Raw genomic sequence first — 19,245 nt, 5'->3', positions numbered from 1 at the left:
GCTGCCCGGCAGCGCTCCTTCGACGCCTTGCCCGAACCGGAGACCGATCCAATGCCGCAAGATCGAGCCGTTCTCGAAATGCGCGACATCGAGAAGTCCTTTGCGCACAACAGGGTGCTGAACAAGGTCGACTTCACGCTGAACCGCGGCGAAGTCCATGCGCTGATGGGCGGCAACGGCGCCGGCAAGTCGACGCTGATGAAGATCCTGTCCGGCGTCCACGAGAAGGATGGCGGGACCATCCGCATCGAGGGCGAGGCGGTCGCCTTCGCCGACGCGACCGACGCGCGGCGCGCCGGCATCGCCATGATCTTCCAGGAATTCAGCCTCGTTCCAACGCTTTCCGTGGCGCAGAACATCTTTCTCAACGGCGAGCCGAAGAAGGGCATCTTCATCCGTGACGGCGAGGCCGTGCGCCGCGCGCGCCGGATCCTCGACGAGCTCGGCGTCGACATCGATCCGCGGATGTCCGTCAGCGAGCTGAGCGTCGGCCAGTGCCAGATGGTCGAGATCGCCAAGGCGCTGTCGCGCCAGGCGCGGATCCTCGTGATGGACGAGCCGACGGCCTCGCTGTCCGAAGCCGAGACGGAAGCCCTCTTCGCGCTGGTCGGGCGGCTGAAGGCGAGCGGCATTTCCATCATCTACATCTCGCACCGCATGGCGGAGATCTTCAGCGTGTGCGACCGCGTCACCGTCATGCGCGACGGCGGGGTGCGCCTGACGGCGCCCTGCAGCGAGGTGAGCATGGCCGAGCTGGTCGAGACCATGCTGGGATCGGACGAGGTGGAAGGCTTCAAGTGGCACGACCGCGGCTACCGTCGCTCGGGCGCGCCGCTTCTCACGCTTCGCGGCGTCAGCCTGCCGCCCCGCATCAGCGATGTCAGCTTCGAGGTCGGCGCGGGCGAGATCGTCGGCATCGCCGGGCTGATGGGGTCCGGGCGCACCGAGATCGCCGAGGCGATCTTCGGGCGCCGGCCGCTGGCCGCCGGAGAGATCCTGATCGACGGCAAGCCGGTCACCAGCCAGGCGCAGGCGATCGCCGCCGGCATCGCGCTCGTGCCGGAGGATCGCCGCCGCCTCGGCCTCGTTCTGGAACACTCCGTCGGACAGAACATGCTTCTGCCTAGCCTCGGCCTCTTTACCGCCGGCGCCTTCGTCAACGACCGCGGCGCGGCCCGCATGATCCGCCGGATGATCGAGGCGCTCAACATCAAGACGGAAAGCGCCGACAAGCCGGCCCGGCTTCTGTCGGGCGGCAACCAGCAGAAGATCGTTCTCGGCAAATGGCTGGCGCGCCGGCCGCGCCTGCTCGTCCTCGACGAGCCCACCATCGGCGTCGATATCGGCGCGAAGTCGGAAATTGCCCGCGTCGTCCGCGAAATGGCCGACGAGGGCGTCGCGGTCGTCATCATCTCATCGGAACTGGAGGAGCTGCTGGCCGTCAGCGACCGGCTGCTCGTCCTGCACAACGGACGCATATTCCAGGACGTGCAGCGTCAGGATATCGGCTCGGAGGAGGAGCTTCACCATGCAATCCAAGGCCATCGTCTCGGAGCGGCCCCTGCAGGCGCCGCGGCTTGACGGCATGTTCAAGATCCGCGCCCTGCAGGACTACATCGTCTATATCGTCTTCGCGGCGGTCTTCGTCTACTTCGCGATCATGATCGGCGACAGCGGCTTCCTGACCGTCCGCAACATGTTCAACATCGCGCGCACCACCGCCATGATCGTCGTTATGGCGACGGCCATGACCTTCGTCATCGGCGCGGGCGAGCTCGATCTGTCGGTCGGCTCGACCGCGGCGCTCTCAGCCCTCGTCTGCGCGCTCGTCATGCAGGCGGGCTACGGCTGGGGATTTGCGGTGGCGGCGGCGCTCGGCGCGGGTCTCGTCGTCGGCTGCCTCAACGGCTTCTTCGTCACGGTGGTCGGCATTCCGTCCTTCCTGGTGACGCTCGGCATGATGCAGTTCATCCGCGGCTTCGACATGCGCGTCACCTACACCAATCCGATCTCGATCTCCAATACGACCTTCAACAGCCTGTTCGGTTCGGGAAGCCTCTGGGGCATTCCCTCGCTGCTCTTCTGGTCGGTGATCGTGGCGGCGCTCGGCCATGTGGTCCTGCGCTATACATCCTTCGGCCGGCAGATCCTCGCCACCGGTGGCAATCGCCTGGCGGCGGAATATTCCGGCGTGAAGACACGGCGCATCAAGTTCCTCGCCTTCCTGCTGACGGCGGCGGCGGCCGCGCTCGCGGGCCTGCTTTATTCCGGCATGATGCAGACGGCGCGCTACAATTTCGGCGAGGGCGCCGAGCTGATGGTCATCGCGGCGGTGATCCTCGGCGGCACCAGCCTTTTCGGCGGCCGGGCGACCATCATCGGCACCTTCACCGGCGCGCTGATGATCGGCACCATCAACAACGGGCTCATCATCATGGGCCTCGACGTCTCCGAGCAGATGATGATCTCGGGCGCCATCATCATCCTTGCGGTCGCTTTTGCCCGCAAGCGAAATTCCTAATACCGTCAGTTTGAGGTCACCGTCGGGAGGCGGTGCGGGAGGAAGATCATGACGACATACGACTACGCATCCATCGGTTTCTACACCTTCGATTGCCTCGGCAGGCCGGTGACGGCCATTCCGCCGGGCGGCAACACCTATTTCGTCGAGGAAATCACCATGGCCGTCTCGGGCGCCGCCGGCGCGGCGGCGATCGTCGCCGCCAAGTACGGCCTCAAGGTGCTCGCCGTCGGCGGCATCGGCGAGGACCTGATGGGCGCATGGGTGATCGACCGCCTCGACCAGTTCGGCGTGGACACCTCCCGCATGGAACTCTGCAAGGGCGTGGGCACCTCCTCGTCCATCGTCACCACGCGGCCCGACGGGCAGCGCCCGGCGCTCCACATGCGCGGGGCGACCGGCGCCTTCGAGGTGCGGCCCGAGCATGTCGACCAGGTGCTGGACGCCAAGGTCGTCCATATGGGCGGCACGGGCCTCATGGACCGGATGGACGGCGAGAAGAGCTTCGCGCTGATGGCCGAGGCGCGCCGGCGCGGACGCATCACCACCCTCGACGTCTTCGCCGCGGACAGGAAGGACATGGCGAACGTCGCCGGGCTTCTTCCGAACACTGACTACTTCATCCCCTCCATCGAGGAGGCGCAGGCGCTGTCCGGCCTCGCCGACAAGGAGGATATCGGCCGCCACTTCATCGACCTCGGGGTGGGCTGCATCGTCATGACGATGGGCGCCGAGGGCGCCTATTACCACCACCGCGACGGAACACGCTTGCACATGCCGGCCTTCGACATCGACGTCGTGTGCACCTGCGGGTGCGGCGATGCCTTCAATGCCGGCTTTGCGACCGGGCTGATCAAGGGCATGAATCCTGAAGAGACGATGCGCCTCGCCCAGGCCTCCTCCGCGCTCAATGCCAGCGGGCTCGGCAGCCAGGCGGGCGTCACCGATCTGGAGGCGGCGCTCGACTTCATCCGTCACACGAAGGTCAAGGGCCCGGCAAAGGTTCTCCAGCGCGTCGGCTGACGCCCACTCCAGCATAGTGGCGTTTGCCGCCCTGACGAGCCTCGCCGGGCGGCGTGTGCGCGTCACCCGGCCGCTGGCCATGGTCGCCACGGCGGCGGAGTGGTTCATCTCGGTTTTGCGCCATCCGCCGAACTCGTTGACGAGTTCGCGGACGGGCGGCGCCCGGCGGCATGCGTGTCGTGCCGATGGCCGCTGGCGCGCGGGAGGGAAAATCGCTGGAACTCCGGCTTGTCCCCAGCAAGGGCGATCCGCAGTCGCCTAGTGTCCTGCCCTGCGATACGGGGCGGCGAACTCGCCATCCCGTCCGACCTGCACGGACGGATCGGTAACGGCCCGGTGCCCGCGGTCACGCCCGAGCCCTTTGGCGACCCGGCGACCAGCCATGCGATGGGCCCGACCGTCACCAGCGGAACCACCCGGCACTCCTACTCGTCGCTGGCGGCCTGCCTGGATCACAATCGCCTCGTCGGCCAACCTCTGCTCATCCTGAAAATCCGTTGCGAACCAGAAGACTTCCCTTGCTGCGATTGCCGCCGGTATCGCCGACCGCCTTTTGATTTTCGGCATCGGCGGCCGTCCTTTCCTTTCGGGCAGGTCGGCCGCAAGGCTTCCGCACGTCGCTTGCGAATGACGCATGACGCTGGCGGGCGCAAGAAAGCGGCCGCAGCCGTGGGCGAGAAACATATCCCGGATATTTCCTCCTCGACCGTCTTGACGGCGGGGGTGTGCAGTGATTGGATAATTGGATACAAAAATCCAATCTGGTTCATTTCATGCCCGCCAGCTTCTCCAGCCCGCCGAGTTCACCCGTCACCGCGGAGGAGGAGGCTCATCGCCACATCCAGCAGGCGCTCCGGCTCGGGCGCTACAAGCCCGGCGAGCGGCTGATCGCGGAAGACATCGCCGCGGAGATCGGTACGAGCCGCATGCCCGTGCGGGAAGCCTTCCGGCGGCTGGCGGCCGATGGTCTCGTGGTGCTGAGGCCCAATCGCGGCTGCATCGTCGCGGGCCTCACGCTCGACGAACTCTACGAGGTCTTCGAGATACGCTCCGTACTGGAGGGCCTCGCCGTGCGCCTCGCCATTCACCGTATCGACGAGGAGGTGCTCGACGAACTGGAGCGGCTGCTGGAGCGCATGGAGCGCGCCGGCCAGAGCGGCAGCAGCGACTGGGTCGTGCGCCACCAGGAGTTCCACGGCCGGATCTACGCGCTCAGCGGGCGGCCGAAGCTCATCCGCCAGATCGCCGCGCTTCATGTGGTGATCGAGCCCTATATGCGCATCTGGTTCGACTATGTCGACAAGCCGCTCTCCTCGCGCGAGGAGCACGCGGCGCTGATCGCCGCGCTGCGCTCGGGCGATGCGCGCCATGCCGAACAGGTGATGCAGGACCATATTCTCGGCACGGCGCCCATGCTGGCTGAGTTCGCGAGTCCGAGCCGGCGCTGACGCCGGCCGGTGACAGGCCCGAAGCCCGGAGGAATGCCGGGCGCGGGTAGGGGAACAGCCGCTCGGCGGCACGACAGACAGAGGAAAGTCCATGACGCAGCGTCGCATGGTCGCGTTGGCGGCCGCCTTCAGCATGCTCGGTTTTGCCCCGGCCGTCCTCGGCCAGGATGCGCCGGGCGCCATTACCATCGCCACCGAGGGCGCCTACGCCCCCTGGAACTTCACGACCGCCGACGGCAAGCTCGATGGCCTCGAGGTCGAGCTCGCCAACGACCTGTGTGCCCGGATGAAGATCCAGTGCACCATCGTCGCCCAGGATTGGGATGGGCTCATCCCCTCGCTGACCGTCGGCAAGTTCGACGTGATCATGGCCAGCATGTTCATCACGCCGAAGCGACTGGAGACCATCGCCTTCACCCAGCCCTATGCGGTCGATCCGTCCGGTTTCGCCGCCGCGAAGGACAGCGACCTCGGCAAGCTCGGCCTCGCCGCCGAGCGGTTCAAGCTGGAGGACGAGGCCGCCACCGCCGCCGCGGTCGAGAAGATGAAGCCGCTTCTCAAGGGCAAGGTGATCGGCGTCCAGGCGGCCACCACCAACCTCGAATTCGTGAAGAAATATTTCGGCGATACCGTGGAGATCCGCGAATACAAGACGACCGAGCAGCACGATCTCGACCTGGCGGCCGGGCGTATCGATGCCCTCTTCGCCCAGCAGACGGCGCTTTCGGCGACGCTTGCCAAGCCCGAATTCGCCGAGTTCACGCTGGCCGGACCGGGCTTCGTGGGCGGCATTTTCGGCCTCGGCACGGGGGCCGGCCTGCGCAAGGAGGATACCAGGCTCAAGGAGATGCTGAACGCGGCCATCGACGGCGCGATCGCCGATGGCACGATCAAGCGTATTTCCGAAAAGTGGGTCAAGACGGACGTGACGCCGGTCAAGTAGGTGCGGGCGGGCCCCACCCGGCGGACGGCGTGTCCGCCGGGTGGCGTGCAGGAAGGCGTGGACGTCCATGGTCAATGCAGCGCATATCCTCGGCTTCGGCGAAGGCGGCTGGGGCGCCGCCCTCCTGGCGGCGGCGGGCGTCACGCTCGCCCTTTCGCTTCTCGGCTTCCTGCTCGGCGCCGTTTTCGGCGCGCTGGCCGCTGCCGCCCGCCTGTCATCCTCGCGGGTCCGGAACTGGCTGGCCGGCGTCTACGGCACGGTGTTCCGCGGCGTTCCCGATCTCTTGACGATCTACCTGTTCTACTACGGCGGCAGCGTCGCGCTGACGGCGGCCGGCAGGCTGTTCGGCGGCGCGGGCTTCGTGGGGTTGCCGTCCTTTGCCACCGGCGTCCTCGCCCTCGCGATCATTTCCGGGGCCTATCAGGCGGAGGTCTATCGCGGGGCCTATCTCGCCGTCGACCGCGGCCAGTTCGATGCCTGCAAGGCGCTCGGCCTTTCGCAGTACCGCGCGTTGCGACTCGTCATCGTGCCGCAGCTCATGCGTCATGCGCTGCCGGGCCTCGGCAACATCTGGCAGCTCGTATTGAAGGATTCCGCGCTGATCTCGGTGATCGGCCTCGTCGAACTGATGCGCCAGGCGCAGATCGGCGCCGGATCGACGCGCGAACCCTTCGTCTTCTACATCGCGGCCGCCGCGCTCTATTTCCTGATCGCCGGCGTGACCGGCCTCGCCTTCCGGCGCGGCGAGGCGCGGGCATGGCGGGGAACGGTGCCCGCATGATCGATCCCGGCTTCTTCGTCTCGATCGTCCCGGCATTGCTCGCGGGATTGCCGCTGACATTGCAGCTTGCCGGCACGTCGCTGGCGCTCGGCTTCGTGCTCGCCGTCGCGCTGGCGCTCGCCCAGCTCGGCGAGCATCCCGCAGTCGTCTGGCCGATCCGCGCGTTCGTGGCGGTCTTCCGCGGCACGCCGCTGCTCATCCAGATCTTCCTGGTCTATTACGGGCTCGGCCAGTTCCGCCCCGAGCTCCAGGCGGTCGGCCTGTGGTGGCTGCTGCGCGAGCCCTACTGGTGCGCCATCTTCGCGCTTACCCTCAACACCGCCGCCTATGGCAGCGAGATCCTGCGGGGGGGCAATCCGCGGCGTTCCGCGCGGCCTCGTCGAGGCGGCGTCGGCCTTCGGCATGTCGCGCCTCCTGACGCTGCGGCTCGTCGTGCTGCCGCTCGCCTTCCGGCAGGCGATCCCGAGCTACGGCAACGAGATCATCCTGATGGTCAAGGGCACCTCGCTCGCCTCGATCATCACGCTGATGGAGGTGACGGGCATCGCCCAGGGGCTGATTTCCCAGACCTACCGGGCAGTCGAGGTCTTCGCGGCGGCCGGCGCGATCTATCTCGCGCTCAATTTCACGATCATCCGTGCGCTGAACGCGCTCGAACACTGGCTCACACCCTATCGAGCCCGCGCCTGATCCAGGGGGAGGAACACGATGCGCAACTTCGAGAAGCCGACACGGTCCATTGCCGTGTCACGCCATGCAATGGCCGCCACCTCGCATCCGGCCGCGACGCTGACCGCGCTGCAGGTCATGGAGGCCGGCGGCAATGCCATGGATGCGGCGATTGCCGCTTCGGCCGTGCAATGCGCAGTCGAGCCGGGATCGACGGGCATCGGCGGCGACTGCTTCGCGCTCTTCGCGCCGGAGGGGTCCGACAGGGTCGGGGCCTATAACGGCTCGGGCCGCACCCCTGCGGCGCTGACGCCCGGCTGGTTCGCCGAGCGGGGCCTCACCGAAGTCCCGCGCACGTCGCCGGGCGCCGTGACGATCCCCGGCGCCATCGACGCCTGGCTGCAACTGCATGCCGATCATGGTCGGCTCCCTTTCGCGGACGTCATCGCGCCGGCCATCCGCCTTGCCGAGGAGGGCTATGCGATCACCCCGCGCGTGCACCGCGACTGGCGGCTGGAGGAGACCCTGCTTGCGGCCGATCCGACGGCGGCGCGGATCTTTCTGCCCGCCGGGCGCGCGCCGAAGGTCGGCGAGGTGCACCGGCAGCCGGAGCTTGCGGAGACCCTGCGGGGCATCGTCGCCCGAGGCCGCGACGGCTTCTACACGGGGCCGGTCGCGGAGGACATGGTCTCCTATCTCCGCTCGCTCGGCGGCGTGCACACGCTGGAGGACTTCGCTTCGGCGCGCGGCGACTATGTGACGCCGGTCACGACGGACTTCCGCGGCTACACGGTGCACGAATGCCCGCCGAACGGCCAGGGCATCATCGCGCTGCTCATCCTCAACATCCTCAGGCGTTTCAAGGCCGAGGGCGATCCACAGTCGCCCGACCGGCTGCATATCGAAATCGAGGCGACGCGGCTCGCCTATGCCGCGCGCGATGCCTGGCTCGCCGATCCCGACAAGGCCGACGTGCCGGTTGGGGAACTGCTCTCGGGCGACCTGGCGGACCGGCTCGCGGGGATGATCGACCTCGGCCGCGCCCTCACCGACCTGCCGCCCTTCGAGATGCCGCTTCATCGCGACACGGTCTACGTTTCCGTCGTCGACAGGGACCGCAACGCCGTCAGCTTCATCAACTCTGTCTTCGACAGTTTCGGCAGCGGCCTCGTCGCGCCGCGCTCGGGCGTGGTGCTGCACAATCGCGGCCAGAGCTTTTCCCTGAAGCCCGGCCATCCCAATTGCGTGGCGCCCTCGAAGCGGCCGCTGCACACGATCATACCGGGCATGGTGACGCGCGAGGGCAGGGTGGAAATGCCGTTCGGCGTGATGGGCGGCTACTATCAGGCGATGGGCCACGCCCACCTGATCTCGAAGGTGTTCGACTACGGCATGGACCTTCAGGAGGCGATCGACCTGCCCCGGCTGATCCCGAAGCCGGACGGCACGCGGGTCGAGGCCGAGCACACGCTGCCGGCGGCGACCGCCGCCGAACTCCAGCGGCGCGGCTTCGTCCTCGTGCCCGCCGAGGACCCGATCGGCGGCGCACAGGCGATCCGCATCGACTGGGAAAACGGAACGCTCACCGGCGGCTCAGAGCCGCGCAAGGACGGGGTCGCACTCGGCCTGTGACGCCGGCATCACAGCCGGTCGGGCGGCGCGCTGGTCATCTGCCCGACAGGTCAGGAAGCGCATCATCCACATAGGCCCGAATTTTCGACTTCGGCAGGGTGATGCGGATCGTCGGGTCGACGGCGACGCGGTTGGCAATCTTCAGTTTCAGCCGTTCGTTTCCGACGGCGATGTCGGCAACATTGACGCTGCCCTGATGTTGTACGCCTTGTGCGACGGCGGCAAGGCCCTCCTCATCCCCTGCGGTGTGCTGCGCTGGGCGACACCGCGCTCATGTCGAGCACTTATTCGGCACAGGTCGTGCCGTCCCCGCAGAGGATGTCCGTCTACTCCGCGGCGACGATGTGGAACTCCCGCGCGCCGTCACATTTCTTTGCGCCACCCATGATGAAGATGAGACAGCTCGTCCGCAGCAGAGAGGCGAAATTCGGCACCGAGCCGTTGATTTCCAAAGCCTCGTCATAGAGCGTCGAAAGAAAGCGGGATGTCGATTGGCCTTGGCCCGCGGCCATCTCGTCGATCAAATCCCAGAAGGCCGCCTCGATCTGGATGCTCGTCGAGTGGCCGCCTATCCGCACCGAGCGGTTGACAGGCCGGTAACGCTGCGGGTCCTGGCCCGCAAACACCTCACACATGGTTTATCCTCCGGTCTTGTTTTTATACGGGCGATTATGCGGCGGCCCTTGAACTTGGTCAAATCATCCTGTGTCGCCGTGAAACAAGAAAAATGCTTCGCGAAAAACTCCAGAAATTAAAATCCGCGTGCGGTAACAGGCTGCTACCTAGGACCGCGATTCCCGGCGCAATCTTCCTTCCACAAGTCGAACTGCAAGCAGGGGAAGGGCAGCGTGGCAAAGTCCATTCATTCGATGATCCGCGTTCTGGATGAAGACCGGTCCGTGGATTTCTACAACAAGGCTTTCGGGCTCGCGGTCGCTGAACGGCTGGACTTCGAGACCTTCACACTCGTCTACATGAGCAATGCCGAAAGCGAATTTGAACTCGAGCTGACGATCAACAAGGATCGCACCGAAGCCTACAATCTCGGCGACGGCTACGGCCATCTCGCCGTGTCGGTTTCCGACCTCGACGGCGAGCACGCCCGCATCTCCGGGCTCGGCTTCACCACCGGCAAGATCGTGGAGTTCAACCGCGACGGCGGCCTTCTCGCCCGCTTCTTCTTCGTGACCGATCCCGACGGCTACAGGATCGAGGTCCTGCAGCGGCACGGTCGCTTCAAATGAAAGGGCCGGCGGCCGGAGGAGGGCCGCCGGTTTCGAACGCAATGGGAGGAACCTGATATGACGACGATCTACGAGCAGCGCCCGGGGCTTTCCCGCCGCGAGCTTCTGAAGCGCGGCACGATCGGTGCGGCGCTCATCATCACGGGCAGCGCGGTGATCAGCCCCGACAAAGCCTGGGGCATGCAGGCGACGGCCCTGAAGCCGGAAACGATGGCGACGCTGATCAGGCTCGCCCGGGACATCTACCCGCACGATACGGTTGCCGACCGCTTCTACGCTATCGCCGTAAAAGGCCACGACACCAAGGCCGGCACGGACGCCGCACACAAGGAACTGATCGAGGCGGGCATCGCCGATCTCGACAGGCGAGCGGGCGAGGGCGGCTATCGCGGCCTCGGCTGGGAGGACGATCGCGTGAAGATCCTGCGCGACATCGAGACGACGCCGTTCTTCCAGGCGGTACGCGGCGACCTCGTTGTTTCCTTCTATAACCAGAAGGAGCTCTGGCCGCATTTCGGCTACGAGGGCGAATCCTATTCCAAGGGCGGTTACATCGCCCGGGGCTTCGACGACATCGAATGGCTTTGACGGCGGTCTGACGGAACGCGCCGGAGGAGGCGCGCCCGCGGCCTTGACGGCGACCGCACATGTTTCGGGAGGAAACCATGGCAGCTCCTTATGATCTCAACGACGACAGCGTGGTCGTCATCATCGGCTCCGGTGCCGGTGGCGGCACGCTGGGCAATGAACTGGCGCAGAAGGGCATCGACGTCGTGGTGCTCGAAGCCGGTGCGCGCATAGAACACGAGGATTTCATCAACGACGAGTGGGACAGCTTCGCCCAGCTCGCCTGGCTGGACCACCGCACCACCGGCGGCGGCTGGCGCGTCTCGAAGGATTTTCCGAACCTGCCGGCCTGGATTGTCAAGGCCGTGGGCGGCACGACGACGCATTGGGCCGGCGCATCGCTGCGTTTTCAGGAGCACGAGTTCAAGACGCTCACCAACTACGGCAAGGTCGAGGGCGCCAACCTGCTCGACTGGCCGGTGACGCTTGCCGAGCTTGAGCCCTACTACGCCAAGGCCGAAGACAAGATGGGCGTCACCCGCACCAACGGCATCGAGGGCCTGCCCGGAAACAACAATTTCAAGATCCTGAAGGCCGGCGCCGACAAGCTGGGCTACAAGGAATGTCACACCGGCAACATGGCGATCAACTCGGCCGACCGCGACGACCGCATGAGCTGTCAGCAGACCGGCTTCTGTTTCCAGGGCTGCAAATGGGGCGCCAAATGGTCGACGCTCTATACGGAAATCCCCAAGGGCGAAGCGACCGGCAGGCTGGAAGTGCGTCCGAACTCCCACGTCGTCAAGATCGAGCATGATGACAGCGGCAAGGTGACCGCCGTCGTCTATGCCGACAAGGATGGCAAGCTGCAGAGCCAGAAGGCCCGCATCATCTGCGTCGCCGGCAACTCCATCGAAAGCCCGCGCCTCCTGCTCAATTCCGCATCGAGCAAATACCCGGACGGGCTTGCCAATTCCTCTGGCCAGGTCGGCAGGAACTACATGCGCCACACGACGGGCTCGGTCTATGCCGTGTTCGAAAAGCCGGTGCATTTCTACCGTGGCACCACCATGGCCGGCATCGTGCGCGACGAGGCGAGACACGATCCGTCGCGTGGCTTCGTCGGTGGCTACGAGCTTGAGACGCTGGCGCTTGGCGTGCCCTTCATGGCGGCCTTTCTCGATCCCGGCGGCTGGGGAAGACCCTTCGCATCCGCCATGGACAGCTACGCCAACATGGCGGGCCTCTGGATCGTCGGCGAGGATATGCCGCAGGAACAGAACGCGGTGAAGCTGCATGGCGAACTGAAGGACAAATACGGTATGCCGATCCCGGACGTCTGGTTCACCGACCATCCCAATGACGTCGCCATGCGCAACCACGCCTACAAGCAGGGCGAGGCGCTTTATGCGGCGGTCGGCGCGACACGCAGTTTCCCGACGCCACCCTATCCCTCGACGCACAATCTCGGCACCAACCGCATGAGCGAGAAGGCGCGCGACGGTGTCGTCAACAAATGGGGGCAGACGCACGACATCAAGAACCTTTTCGTCTCGGACGGCAGCCAGTTCACGACGGGGGCGGCGGAAAATCCGACTCTGACCATCGTCACCCTTGCGATCCGCCAGGCCGACTACATCGCCAGGGAGATGGCGGCCGGCTCGATCTGAGGTTTGCCGCGATCCTCCCCGGTCGCCTTCGGGCGGCCGGTGATCGCGCGGGGCTCCACCGAGCCACGCCACCTCCGGCCGGCCCCGGCCGGCCACCTTTTGCCATCGTCAAACAGAACAGACATGAACGCTATCGCCGTCCCCACCTGCCTTTCGCTTCCCCCTGCCGACGAACGATTTAAGCTTGCTTTGAGCGCAAGTTAAAGATGACCGCGTGCCCTGCAACCAAATCAGCAAGCAAAAGCTCCGAGAGCCGAAAGGTCTCGGGGCTTTTGACGTTGTATGGAGCCGAAAAATATCGGGCGCGTCAGGGTGCTGTCTGGCCATTCGGGGCGACCGCTGCGCTCGAAATCCTTCAAACGGCGGATTTCACCGCCATCGCCGTCACCTCGACGCGCATGCCTTCGATGGCGAGGGCGCTGATGCCGACGGCGCAGCGGACCGGGTAGGGTTTCTTGAAGAAGCGGCAATAGACGTCGTTGAAGCCGGGGCGGTCGGCCATGTCGGTCAGGTAGATCGTGAGGTGCAGCACGTCCTCGAGGCGGCTTCCGGCTTTTTCGAGCGAAGCCCTGAGGCTGGCGAGCGTGCATTCGCTTTGCGCGGTGATGTCGCCGAGCTCGATCGAGCCGTCCGGGCGCAGGGGGATCTGCGTCGTCACGAGCAGGTTTCCGATGCCGGATACATCCGAGGAGATGGATTCCTCGTCGCTGTCGGGGATGAAGAAGGGGGCTGTGGTCTGGGTCATCTTGGTGTCTCCTTGAGGGTGGGGAAGGGTCAGCGCCGGGGCGATAAGGCCTGAAGCAGGGCGGGCTCGGCGGTTCCGGCCATCATCTCGGCGACGACGGTGCCCGTCGCCGGGCCGAGGCTGAGGCCGAGCATGTTGTGGCCGGCCGCAATGAAGGTGCGTTCCCGGCCGGGCACCTTGCCGATGAAGGGCGCGCCGTCGGGAGTCATCGGGCGCGGGCCGACCCATTCGTCCTCGCTTGCCTCCCAGTCGATGCCCTGGAAATAGGGGGCAGCGGCGGCCTTGATCGCCGTGATGCGGCGGGGGTTGAACCGGTCGTAAGTGCCGTCGAATTCCATCGTCCCGGCAAACCGCAGGCGGCCTTCGCCGAGCGGCGTGGCGCCGGCATGGGCGTCGCCCAGCGCGATCGCCCTTTGCGGCACGACGGCAGGCCGGACGGTGAAGCTGTAGCCCTTGCCGGGCACGAGGGGGAGATCAAGGCCGATCCGCCGCGCGAGGTCGCGCGACCAGGCGCCGGCGGCAAGCAGGCATTTGTCCGCTTTCACCTCGCGCGCTCCGGCAATCACCCGCACGACGCGTCCATCCTCCACGATATCGGTGACGGCCGCGTCCTCGTGGATTTCCACGCCCTTGGCGCGCACGGCGGCGATGAGCTCGTCCACCGTGACGGAAGGATTGGTGAAGGCTTCGCCCTGCTGCACGAAGCCCGTGCGGGCGGCGCCCGCCAGAGCGGGCTCGAAAGTCTTGAGCTCGCCGTCTTCCATCAATGGGCCCGGCGGCGGGCCGAGGCCGCGGCCGGCGAAGTCCGCAAGAAGGGCCCGGTCGGCGAGCGCCGCTTCCTTCGAGGCGAAGACCCTGAGGATGCCGATCGGCGCGATGCGGGTCCCGACGCCTTTTTCCTTGAGGTCCCGGTAGAGCATCTCCGTCCGGCGGTTCAGGAAATCGAGCCGCGCGAGGTTCTCGCGGAAGGCATGTTCGGAGCATTGCCGCGCAAAACCGTACAGGAAGCCGGCATTCTCCAGCAATGAGGACGGTTTGACGAAGAACGGGCTGGTGCGGGAGAACAGCGTGCGCAGCGTATGGCCGAGCACGCCGGGACCGGCGAGCGGCGTGCACTCCGTCCAGACGATGAGCCCGCCATTGCCGCGCGCCGCGCCGGATCCCGGCTGCTTGCGCTCCACGATGACGACGCTCGCGCCGCGCTCGGCCAGATAATAGGCGCTGAAGAGGCCGATGAGGCCACCGCCGACGATGGCGATCCGTTGACCGTCGAGAATGTCTGCCATTCAGATGCTCTTTCCAAGGAAAGCGGCGGTGCGCGGGTCGGACGGGGTGTCCAGCACGGTGCGCGGTGCGCCTTGCTCGATGATGCGGCCGCCCGCCAGCACGACGACGCGGTCGGCGACGTCCCGGGCGAAGGCCATTTCGTGGGTGACGACGATCATCGTCATGCCGGTATCGGCAAGCTCGCGCATGACGCCGAGGACCTCGCCGACAAGCTGCGGGTCGAGCGCGGATGTCGGCTCGTCGAAGAGCATCAGCTTCGGCTTCATGGCAAGGGCGCGGGCAATCGCCACGCGCTGCTGCTGGCCGCCGGAAAGCTGGCGCGGATAGCTCGGACCACGTCCCTTGAGGCCGACCCGCTCCAGAAGGGCCTCCGCCTCCGCCGCGGCCGTGGCGGCATTCACGCCGAGAACCCGGCGCGGGCCGAGCATGATGTTTTCCGCCGCCGTCAGGTGCGGGAAGAGGTTGAAGCTCTGGAAGACCATGCCGGTCTGCCGGCGGCCCGCGCTGATCGCGGCTTCCTTCAGTTCGTGCAGCCGGCCGTTGCGCTCCTCGTAGCCGACGAGCTTGCCGTCGACATGAATGCGCCCGGCGTCGATGCGTTCGAGATGGTTGATGCAGCGCAGGAAGGTCGACTTGCCCGAGCCGGACGGGCCGAGCAGGCAGACGACCTCGCCCTTTTCCACCGTGAGCGAGATGTCGTGCAGCACTTCGAGGCTGCCATAGGTCTTGTGGACATGTTCGGCGCGCAGGAGGCTCATTGGTGCGCTCCCCCGCCCATCCAGCGGCCGGTCCGGCCGAAGAGGGCACGAAGCAGGGGCGCGATGCCGGCGCGCGCGGGGCGGCGCGCGCCGCGGTCGAAGAACCGTTCGAGATAGCCCTGGGCCACGGTGGCGAAGGTGGTCATGACGAGATACCAGATGCTCGCGACGATGAGCAGCTCGATGGTCAGGAAGTTCATGGCGTAGATCTGCTGGACGGACGTGAGCAGCTCCTGCGCCGAGATGACGGAGACCAGCGAGGTGTTCTTGAGCATGCCGATCAGTTCGTTGCCGGTCGGCGGGATGATGGTGCGCACGGCCTGCGGCAGGATGACGTAGCGCATCGACTGGCCATGGGTGAGGCCGATGGCGGCCGCTGCTTCCGACTGGCCGCGGTCGATGGAGATGATGCCGGCCCGCACGATTTCCGACATATAGGCGGCCTCGTTCAGCCCCAGCGCGATGACGGCGGCGATCAGCGGCGTGATGACCACGTTGGTCTCCACCTTGATGCCGATGTCGGTCCAGGGAATGCCGAGGAAGATGTCCGGGAAAATGAGGCCGATATTGAACCAGAAGATGATCTGGATGAGGGCCGGCGTGCCGCGGAACAGCCAGATATAGGCGCCCGCGACGGATTTCAGCACGGGATTGGGCGAGATGGTCATCGTGGCGAGGATGATCCCGCCGACGATGCCGATCGCCTGCGCGGCGAAGGTGAGGACGATGGTCAGCCAGAGGCCGTTCAGCACCGCCTCGGCGGTGAGATATTCCGCCACCGCCGGCCATTGGATATGCGGGGATTCGACGAAGGCGCGGGCCAGGAGGGCGACGAGGACGAGGCAGACGATCGCGCTCGCCCAGCGTCCCGGATAGCGGGCCGGAACGGCCTCCACCGGCAGAAGCGGGATGGAAGGAAGCGGCGTGCCGCTTCCTTCGTCCTGTCCATGCCCTGCCGCGCCGGGGCTCATTGCGCGTCCTGCTTGCCGCCGGCATTGACGGTGATGGCGGTCAGCGCCTCGCCGCCCACGCCATACTTGTCCAGGATCGCCTTGTAGGCGCCGTCGGCGATCATGTCGGAGAGCACCAGCGCGACGGCGTCGGTCAGCGGCTTGTTGCGCTTGGCGACGACCATGCCGTAGAGCGCCTTGGTCGGGGCGAAGTCCGGCAGGACGTTCCGGTAATGGGTCCTGCCCTGCTCGGTCGAGGCTTCGTAGGCGGCCGAGATCGAGTCCATCGCGTGGGCGTCGACGCGCTTGCTGCGCAGGGCGAGCAGCCCGGCATTGTCGTCGGGGAACGGGTTGACTGTCGTGCCGGCCGTGCCCTTGGCGGTGCATTCCTTCGCCAGTTCGCTGGCGATGCGCGAGGCGTCGGTGCCCTTGGCCGCGCTCAGCCGCTTGCCGCACAGGTCGAGATTGGTCCGGTAGTCGGCCGTGTCCGTATTGGCGACGACGACGGAAACGCCGGTCGTCATGTAGTCGACGAAGTCCGCCTGCTTCTGGCGCTCGGGGAAGTCGCCGACCGATGCGGCGATCATCTCGAAGCGGCCGCTGTTGAGCGCCGGAATGAGGCCGTCCCAGTTCATGTTGACGAATTCGACCTTGAGGCCGATGCGCGTCGCGATCTCGCTCGCAAGGTCGACGTCCACGCCGGTTGGCGTCTTGCCGTCGTCGGCGAAGAATTCCATCGGCGGGTAGGGCAGGTTGGTCCCGACCCGCAGGACGCCCCGTTCCTTTATCTCTGCCGGCACCTGCGCGGCGGCTTCGGCATTGACGCCGGCGGCGGCCGCGATGGTGGCCGGCGCAAGGCCTATGACGAAGGCCGTGGCGCTGGCCGCCAGGGTCATGCGGATCGTTCGTTTCATCATGCTCTCCTCCCGATGATTGAACTTCTTACGGCTCGGCGGGCCCGGCGAGACTGTGCCGCTCGCTCCAGGACTTGCCGATATTAACGATGGTGGACCGCAGGTGCCCGCGCAGCGCGGCTGCGCTCGCCGCGGGATCGCGCCGGGTGATGGCGGCGGCGATATCGCTGTGCTGCGACAGGGTGCCGGCCCGGTCTGGCCGGCGGCGCGAGGAGATGAACCGCGCCCGCCAGAGCCGGGCGTTGTATTGCCGGTGCGTCTCCATCAGCGGCGCATTGCGGCTCGCCTCGACGATGGTGCGGTGAAAGGCCATGTCGGTGCGGAAGAAGTCGAGCGGCTCCATCGTGTTGCTTCCCGCGAGCATGGTCTCGTTGAGGTCGTTGATGCGCGCGATCTCCGCATCCGTCGCGTGGATGCATGCAAGCTCGCCGCACAGGCCCTCCAGCGCGCCGAGCACGGTCAGGTGCTGCTCCAGCTCGTCGAGCGAGGGATCGGCGACCCGCACGCGGCGCGTGGCGGTGAACTCCACCAGCCCCTCGATCTCGAGCAGCCGCAGGGCCTCGCGCATGGGCGTGCGGCTGATCCCGAGCGCGTCGGAAAGCTCCCGCTCGGGGATTGCGGCGCCGGCGCCGATCTTTTCAAGGAGGATCAGCTCGCGCAGCCTGTCGGCGGCCTCCTTGGCGAGGCTGTCGCGCTTGGGCAAGGGTGCGATCTCATCGGACCAATCGTTCTGCTGTTCGATCTGGCTATTCATCGGCCGGCCTCCTGCGGTTTGTCCGAGGAGAGTTATGCCGCACCGTGGCGGTGCGGCAAAATCCGGCGCCGGTGAATATCCGTGCGCGCGTCATTCGGCGACCTCGAAATGCGCGAGGTGCTCGTCGCTGATCTCGATGCCGAGGCCCGGGCGGGTCTCGTCGAGATCGAGGAAACCGTCCTTCGCCGCGGGGTCGCCCTTGAAGATATAGTAGAAGAGCTCGTTTCCGACCTCGACGTCATGGACCGGGAAATGTTCGGCGATCGGGCAGTTCGCGTTGGCCATGGTCAGGTGATAGTTGTGCATCTGCCCGGCATGCGGCACGACGGGCACCTGATGGGCTTCCGCGAGCGCGTTGATCTTCTGCGCCGCCGTTATGCCGCCGACGCGGTTCGTATCGTACTGCACGACGGAAACCGCCTTCATGTCGAGAAGCTGGCGGAAGCCGAAGAGCGTGAACTCGTGCTCGCCGCCCGAAATGGGGATCGGTCCCCGGTTGAGCTCGGCATAGCCATGAAGGTCGTCGGCGATGACCGGCTCCTCCAGCCAGCGCGGCTCCAGCCGTTCGAGCTTGGGCAGCATGCGGCGCGTATAGTCGAGGTTCCAGCCCATGTAGCATTCCAGCATCAGGTCGCGGTTCCAGCCGATCACCTCGCGAACCGCTTCGGCCCGCTTCAGGTTCTCGCGCATGCCGGCCATGCCGTCCTTCGGGCCGAAGCCGAAGCGGGATTTGACGGCGCTGTAGCCAGCATCCACGGCCGCCTGCGCCTCGCGCTGCATCGCTTCGATGCCGTCGGCGTAGAGCTTGGAATAATAGACCGGGATATTTTCCTTGGTGCGCCCGCCGAGCAGCTTGAAGACCGGCTTTCCGGTCAGCTTGCCCATGAGGTCCCAGATCGCGATGTCGACGGCGCTGATCGCCGTCATGCCGACGCCCTTGCGGCCCCAGGCAAGCGAGCGGCGATACATCTTCTCCCACAGATAGGCGTAGTCGAACGGGTCCTCGCCGATGACGAGCGGGGCATAGTAGCCGTCGATCGCCTTCTTGACCAAGTCCGGCACCAGGGCCGCATTGCCGATGCCGATCTCGCCCGTATCGGCCTCCACCTCGCAGGTCAGCCATTGATGAAAGCGAAAGCTCCCCATGGCATCGCCGCGCTCGTAGAGGACGTCGCTGGCATTGGTGCAGAAATGCGGCTGCGGCGGCACGATCGGCCCCTTCCAGCTCCAAACTCTTGTTCTGACGCGTACGATCCTGGTCACGGCCTGCTCATGCTTTTATTGAATTCAGGATTTGGTATACCAAATTATTTGAGAGATCAAGAGGGCGGGATCAGGG

At 66.1% G+C, this 19,245-nt stretch carries 18 protein-coding genes and 1 pseudogene; 11 read left to right on the top strand and 8 right to left on the bottom strand.

The window, feature by feature from the left end:
- Positions 1-51 precede the first annotated feature (51 nt).
- From L0976_RS15575 to ggt, 8 genes and pseudogenes are all read left to right on the top strand, one after another.
- Entirely contained in the window at positions 52-1,581 is a 1,530-nt protein-coding gene (locus L0976_RS15575; RefSeq protein WP_234188206.1) for a sugar ABC transporter ATP-binding protein, read from the top strand.
- Positions 1,529-2,521 carry an ABC transporter permease gene (locus L0976_RS15570; RefSeq protein ID WP_234188205.1) on the top strand — a complete coding sequence of 331 codons (993 nt, stop codon included), beginning with the start codon at positions 1,529-1,531 and terminating at the stop codon, positions 2,519-2,521. Before L0976_RS15575 ends, L0976_RS15570 begins: the two co-directional genes overlap by 53 nt.
- A gap of 48 nt (positions 2,522-2,569) precedes the next feature.
- Positions 2,570-3,544: a carbohydrate kinase family protein gene (locus L0976_RS15565; RefSeq protein WP_234188204.1), complete on the top strand. Its 975-nt coding sequence runs from the start codon at positions 2,570-2,572 to the stop codon at positions 3,542-3,544.
- A 773-nt stretch (positions 3,545-4,317) separates the two neighbouring features.
- Positions 4,318-4,992, top strand: coding sequence for a GntR family transcriptional regulator (locus L0976_RS15560; RefSeq protein ID WP_234188203.1), 675 nt, complete (start codon positions 4,318-4,320; stop codon positions 4,990-4,992).
- A gap of 91 nt (positions 4,993-5,083) precedes the next feature.
- On the top strand, positions 5,084-5,935 hold the full coding sequence (locus tag L0976_RS15555) for a transporter substrate-binding domain-containing protein (RefSeq protein WP_234188202.1): 852 nt from the start codon (positions 5,084-5,086) through the stop codon (positions 5,933-5,935).
- A 67-nt stretch (positions 5,936-6,002) separates the two neighbouring features.
- Entirely contained in the window at positions 6,003-6,716 is a 714-nt protein-coding gene (locus tag L0976_RS15550; RefSeq protein WP_234188201.1) for an ABC transporter permease, read from the top strand.
- Positions 6,713-7,406, top strand: a pseudogene (locus L0976_RS15545) (ABC transporter permease). The gene L0976_RS15550 and the pseudogene L0976_RS15545 overlap by 4 nt, the downstream one beginning before the upstream one ends.
- An 18-nt stretch (positions 7,407-7,424) precedes the next feature.
- Complete coding sequence (gene ggt, locus L0976_RS15540; RefSeq protein WP_234188200.1) at positions 7,425-9,017, top strand: gamma-glutamyltransferase; 1,593 nt, start codon at positions 7,425-7,427, stop codon at positions 9,015-9,017.
- Positions 9,018-9,343: 326 nt separating this feature from the next.
- Here ggt and L0976_RS15535 read toward each other — a convergent pair whose 3' ends face one another.
- Positions 9,344-9,652, bottom strand: coding sequence for a ribbon-helix-helix domain-containing protein (locus tag L0976_RS15535; RefSeq protein WP_203317764.1), 309 nt, complete (start codon positions 9,650-9,652; stop codon positions 9,344-9,346).
- Positions 9,653-9,865: 213 nt separating this feature from the next.
- Here L0976_RS15535 and L0976_RS15530 point away from each other — a divergent pair, with 213 nt between their 5' ends.
- From L0976_RS15530 to L0976_RS15520, 3 genes are all read left to right on the top strand, one after another.
- Positions 9,866-10,261, top strand: coding sequence for a VOC family protein (locus L0976_RS15530; protein ID WP_203317765.1), 396 nt, complete (start codon positions 9,866-9,868; stop codon positions 10,259-10,261).
- Between the two features lie 57 nt (positions 10,262-10,318).
- Positions 10,319-10,849 (top strand): gluconate 2-dehydrogenase subunit 3 family protein, encoded by a 531-nt coding sequence (locus L0976_RS15525; RefSeq protein WP_234188199.1) that lies wholly within the window; start codon positions 10,319-10,321, stop codon positions 10,847-10,849.
- Positions 10,850-10,926: 77 nt separating this feature from the next.
- A complete protein-coding gene (locus L0976_RS15520) occupies positions 10,927-12,498 on the top strand; it encodes a GMC family oxidoreductase (RefSeq protein WP_234188198.1) in 1,572 nt (523 codons plus the stop codon).
- 355 nt (positions 12,499-12,853) lie between these two features.
- Here the strand turns inward: L0976_RS15520 and L0976_RS15515 are convergent, their stop codons facing one another.
- The 7 genes from L0976_RS15515 to L0976_RS15485 form a co-directional block, all read right to left on the bottom strand.
- Positions 12,854-13,243, bottom strand: coding sequence for a RidA family protein (locus tag L0976_RS15515; RefSeq protein ID WP_234188197.1), 390 nt, complete (start codon positions 13,241-13,243; stop codon positions 12,854-12,856).
- Between the two features lie 29 nt (positions 13,244-13,272).
- Positions 13,273-14,529, bottom strand: a complete 1,257-nt coding sequence (locus tag L0976_RS15510; RefSeq protein WP_234188196.1) for an FAD-binding oxidoreductase — start codon at positions 14,527-14,529, stop codon at positions 13,273-13,275.
- Positions 14,530-15,288, bottom strand: a complete 759-nt coding sequence (locus tag L0976_RS15505; RefSeq protein ID WP_234188195.1) for an amino acid ABC transporter ATP-binding protein — start codon at positions 15,286-15,288, stop codon at positions 14,530-14,532.
- On the bottom strand, positions 15,285-16,259 hold the full coding sequence (locus L0976_RS15500) for an amino acid ABC transporter permease (protein WP_234188194.1): 975 nt from the start codon (positions 16,257-16,259) through the stop codon (positions 15,285-15,287). Before L0976_RS15500 ends, L0976_RS15505 begins: the two co-directional genes overlap by 4 nt.
- Positions 16,256-17,155 (bottom strand): ABC transporter substrate-binding protein, encoded by a 900-nt coding sequence (locus L0976_RS15495; RefSeq protein WP_234188193.1) that lies wholly within the window; start codon positions 17,153-17,155, stop codon positions 16,256-16,258. Before L0976_RS15495 ends, L0976_RS15500 begins: the two co-directional genes overlap by 4 nt.
- Positions 17,156-17,180: 25 nt before the next feature.
- Positions 17,181-17,906, bottom strand: a complete 726-nt coding sequence (locus L0976_RS15490) for a GntR family transcriptional regulator (RefSeq protein WP_234188192.1) — start codon at positions 17,904-17,906, stop codon at positions 17,181-17,183.
- Positions 17,907-17,996: 90 nt separating this feature from the next.
- On the bottom strand, positions 17,997-19,169 hold the full coding sequence (locus L0976_RS15485; protein WP_234188191.1) for an L-rhamnonate dehydratase: 1,173 nt from the start codon (positions 19,167-19,169) through the stop codon (positions 17,997-17,999).
- Positions 19,170-19,245: the final 76 nt, after the last annotated feature.

This window comes from Shinella sp. NM-101 (genome assembly GCF_021401195.1).
Taxonomy (GTDB): domain Bacteria; phylum Pseudomonadota; class Alphaproteobacteria; order Rhizobiales; family Rhizobiaceae; genus Shinella.
The sequence above is the reverse complement of the archived record's forward strand: the minus strand, read 5'-3'. Positions and strand labels throughout refer to the sequence as shown.

Excerpts from the sequence above, each read along its gene's own strand:
- L0976_RS15575 (WP_234188206.1), top strand. The coding sequence starts at position 52 with ATGCCGCAAGATCGAGCCGTTCTCGAAATGCGCGACATCGAGAAGTCC.
- L0976_RS15570 (WP_234188205.1), top strand. The coding sequence starts at position 1,529 with ATGCAATCCAAGGCCATCGTCTCGGAGCGGCCCCTGCAGGCGCCGCGG.
- L0976_RS15565 (WP_234188204.1), top strand. The coding sequence starts at position 2,570 with ATGACGACATACGACTACGCATCCATCGGTTTCTACACCTTCGATTGC.
- L0976_RS15560 (WP_234188203.1), top strand. The coding sequence starts at position 4,318 with ATGCCCGCCAGCTTCTCCAGCCCGCCGAGTTCACCCGTCACCGCGGAG.
- L0976_RS15555 (WP_234188202.1), top strand. The coding sequence starts at position 5,084 with ATGACGCAGCGTCGCATGGTCGCGTTGGCGGCCGCCTTCAGCATGCTC.
- L0976_RS15550 (WP_234188201.1), top strand. The coding sequence starts at position 6,003 with ATGGTCAATGCAGCGCATATCCTCGGCTTCGGCGAAGGCGGCTGGGGC.
- ggt (WP_234188200.1), top strand. The coding sequence starts at position 7,425 with ATGCGCAACTTCGAGAAGCCGACACGGTCCATTGCCGTGTCACGCCAT.
- L0976_RS15535 (WP_203317764.1), bottom strand. The coding sequence starts at position 9,652 with ATGTGTGAGGTGTTTGCGGGCCAGGACCCGCAGCGTTACCGGCCTGTC.
- L0976_RS15525 (WP_234188199.1), top strand. The coding sequence starts at position 10,319 with ATGACGACGATCTACGAGCAGCGCCCGGGGCTTTCCCGCCGCGAGCTT.
- L0976_RS15520 (WP_234188198.1), top strand. The coding sequence starts at position 10,927 with ATGGCAGCTCCTTATGATCTCAACGACGACAGCGTGGTCGTCATCATC.
- L0976_RS15515 (WP_234188197.1), bottom strand. The coding sequence starts at position 13,243 with ATGACCCAGACCACAGCCCCCTTCTTCATCCCCGACAGCGACGAGGAA.
- L0976_RS15510 (WP_234188196.1), bottom strand. The coding sequence starts at position 14,529 with ATGGCAGACATTCTCGACGGTCAACGGATCGCCATCGTCGGCGGTGGC.
- L0976_RS15505 (WP_234188195.1), bottom strand. The coding sequence starts at position 15,288 with ATGAGCCTCCTGCGCGCCGAACATGTCCACAAGACCTATGGCAGCCTC.
- L0976_RS15500 (WP_234188194.1), bottom strand. The coding sequence starts at position 16,259 with ATGAGCCCCGGCGCGGCAGGGCATGGACAGGACGAAGGAAGCGGCACG.
- L0976_RS15495 (WP_234188193.1), bottom strand. The coding sequence starts at position 17,155 with ATGATGAAACGAACGATCCGCATGACCCTGGCGGCCAGCGCCACGGCC.
- L0976_RS15490 (WP_234188192.1), bottom strand. The coding sequence starts at position 17,906 with ATGAATAGCCAGATCGAACAGCAGAACGATTGGTCCGATGAGATCGCA.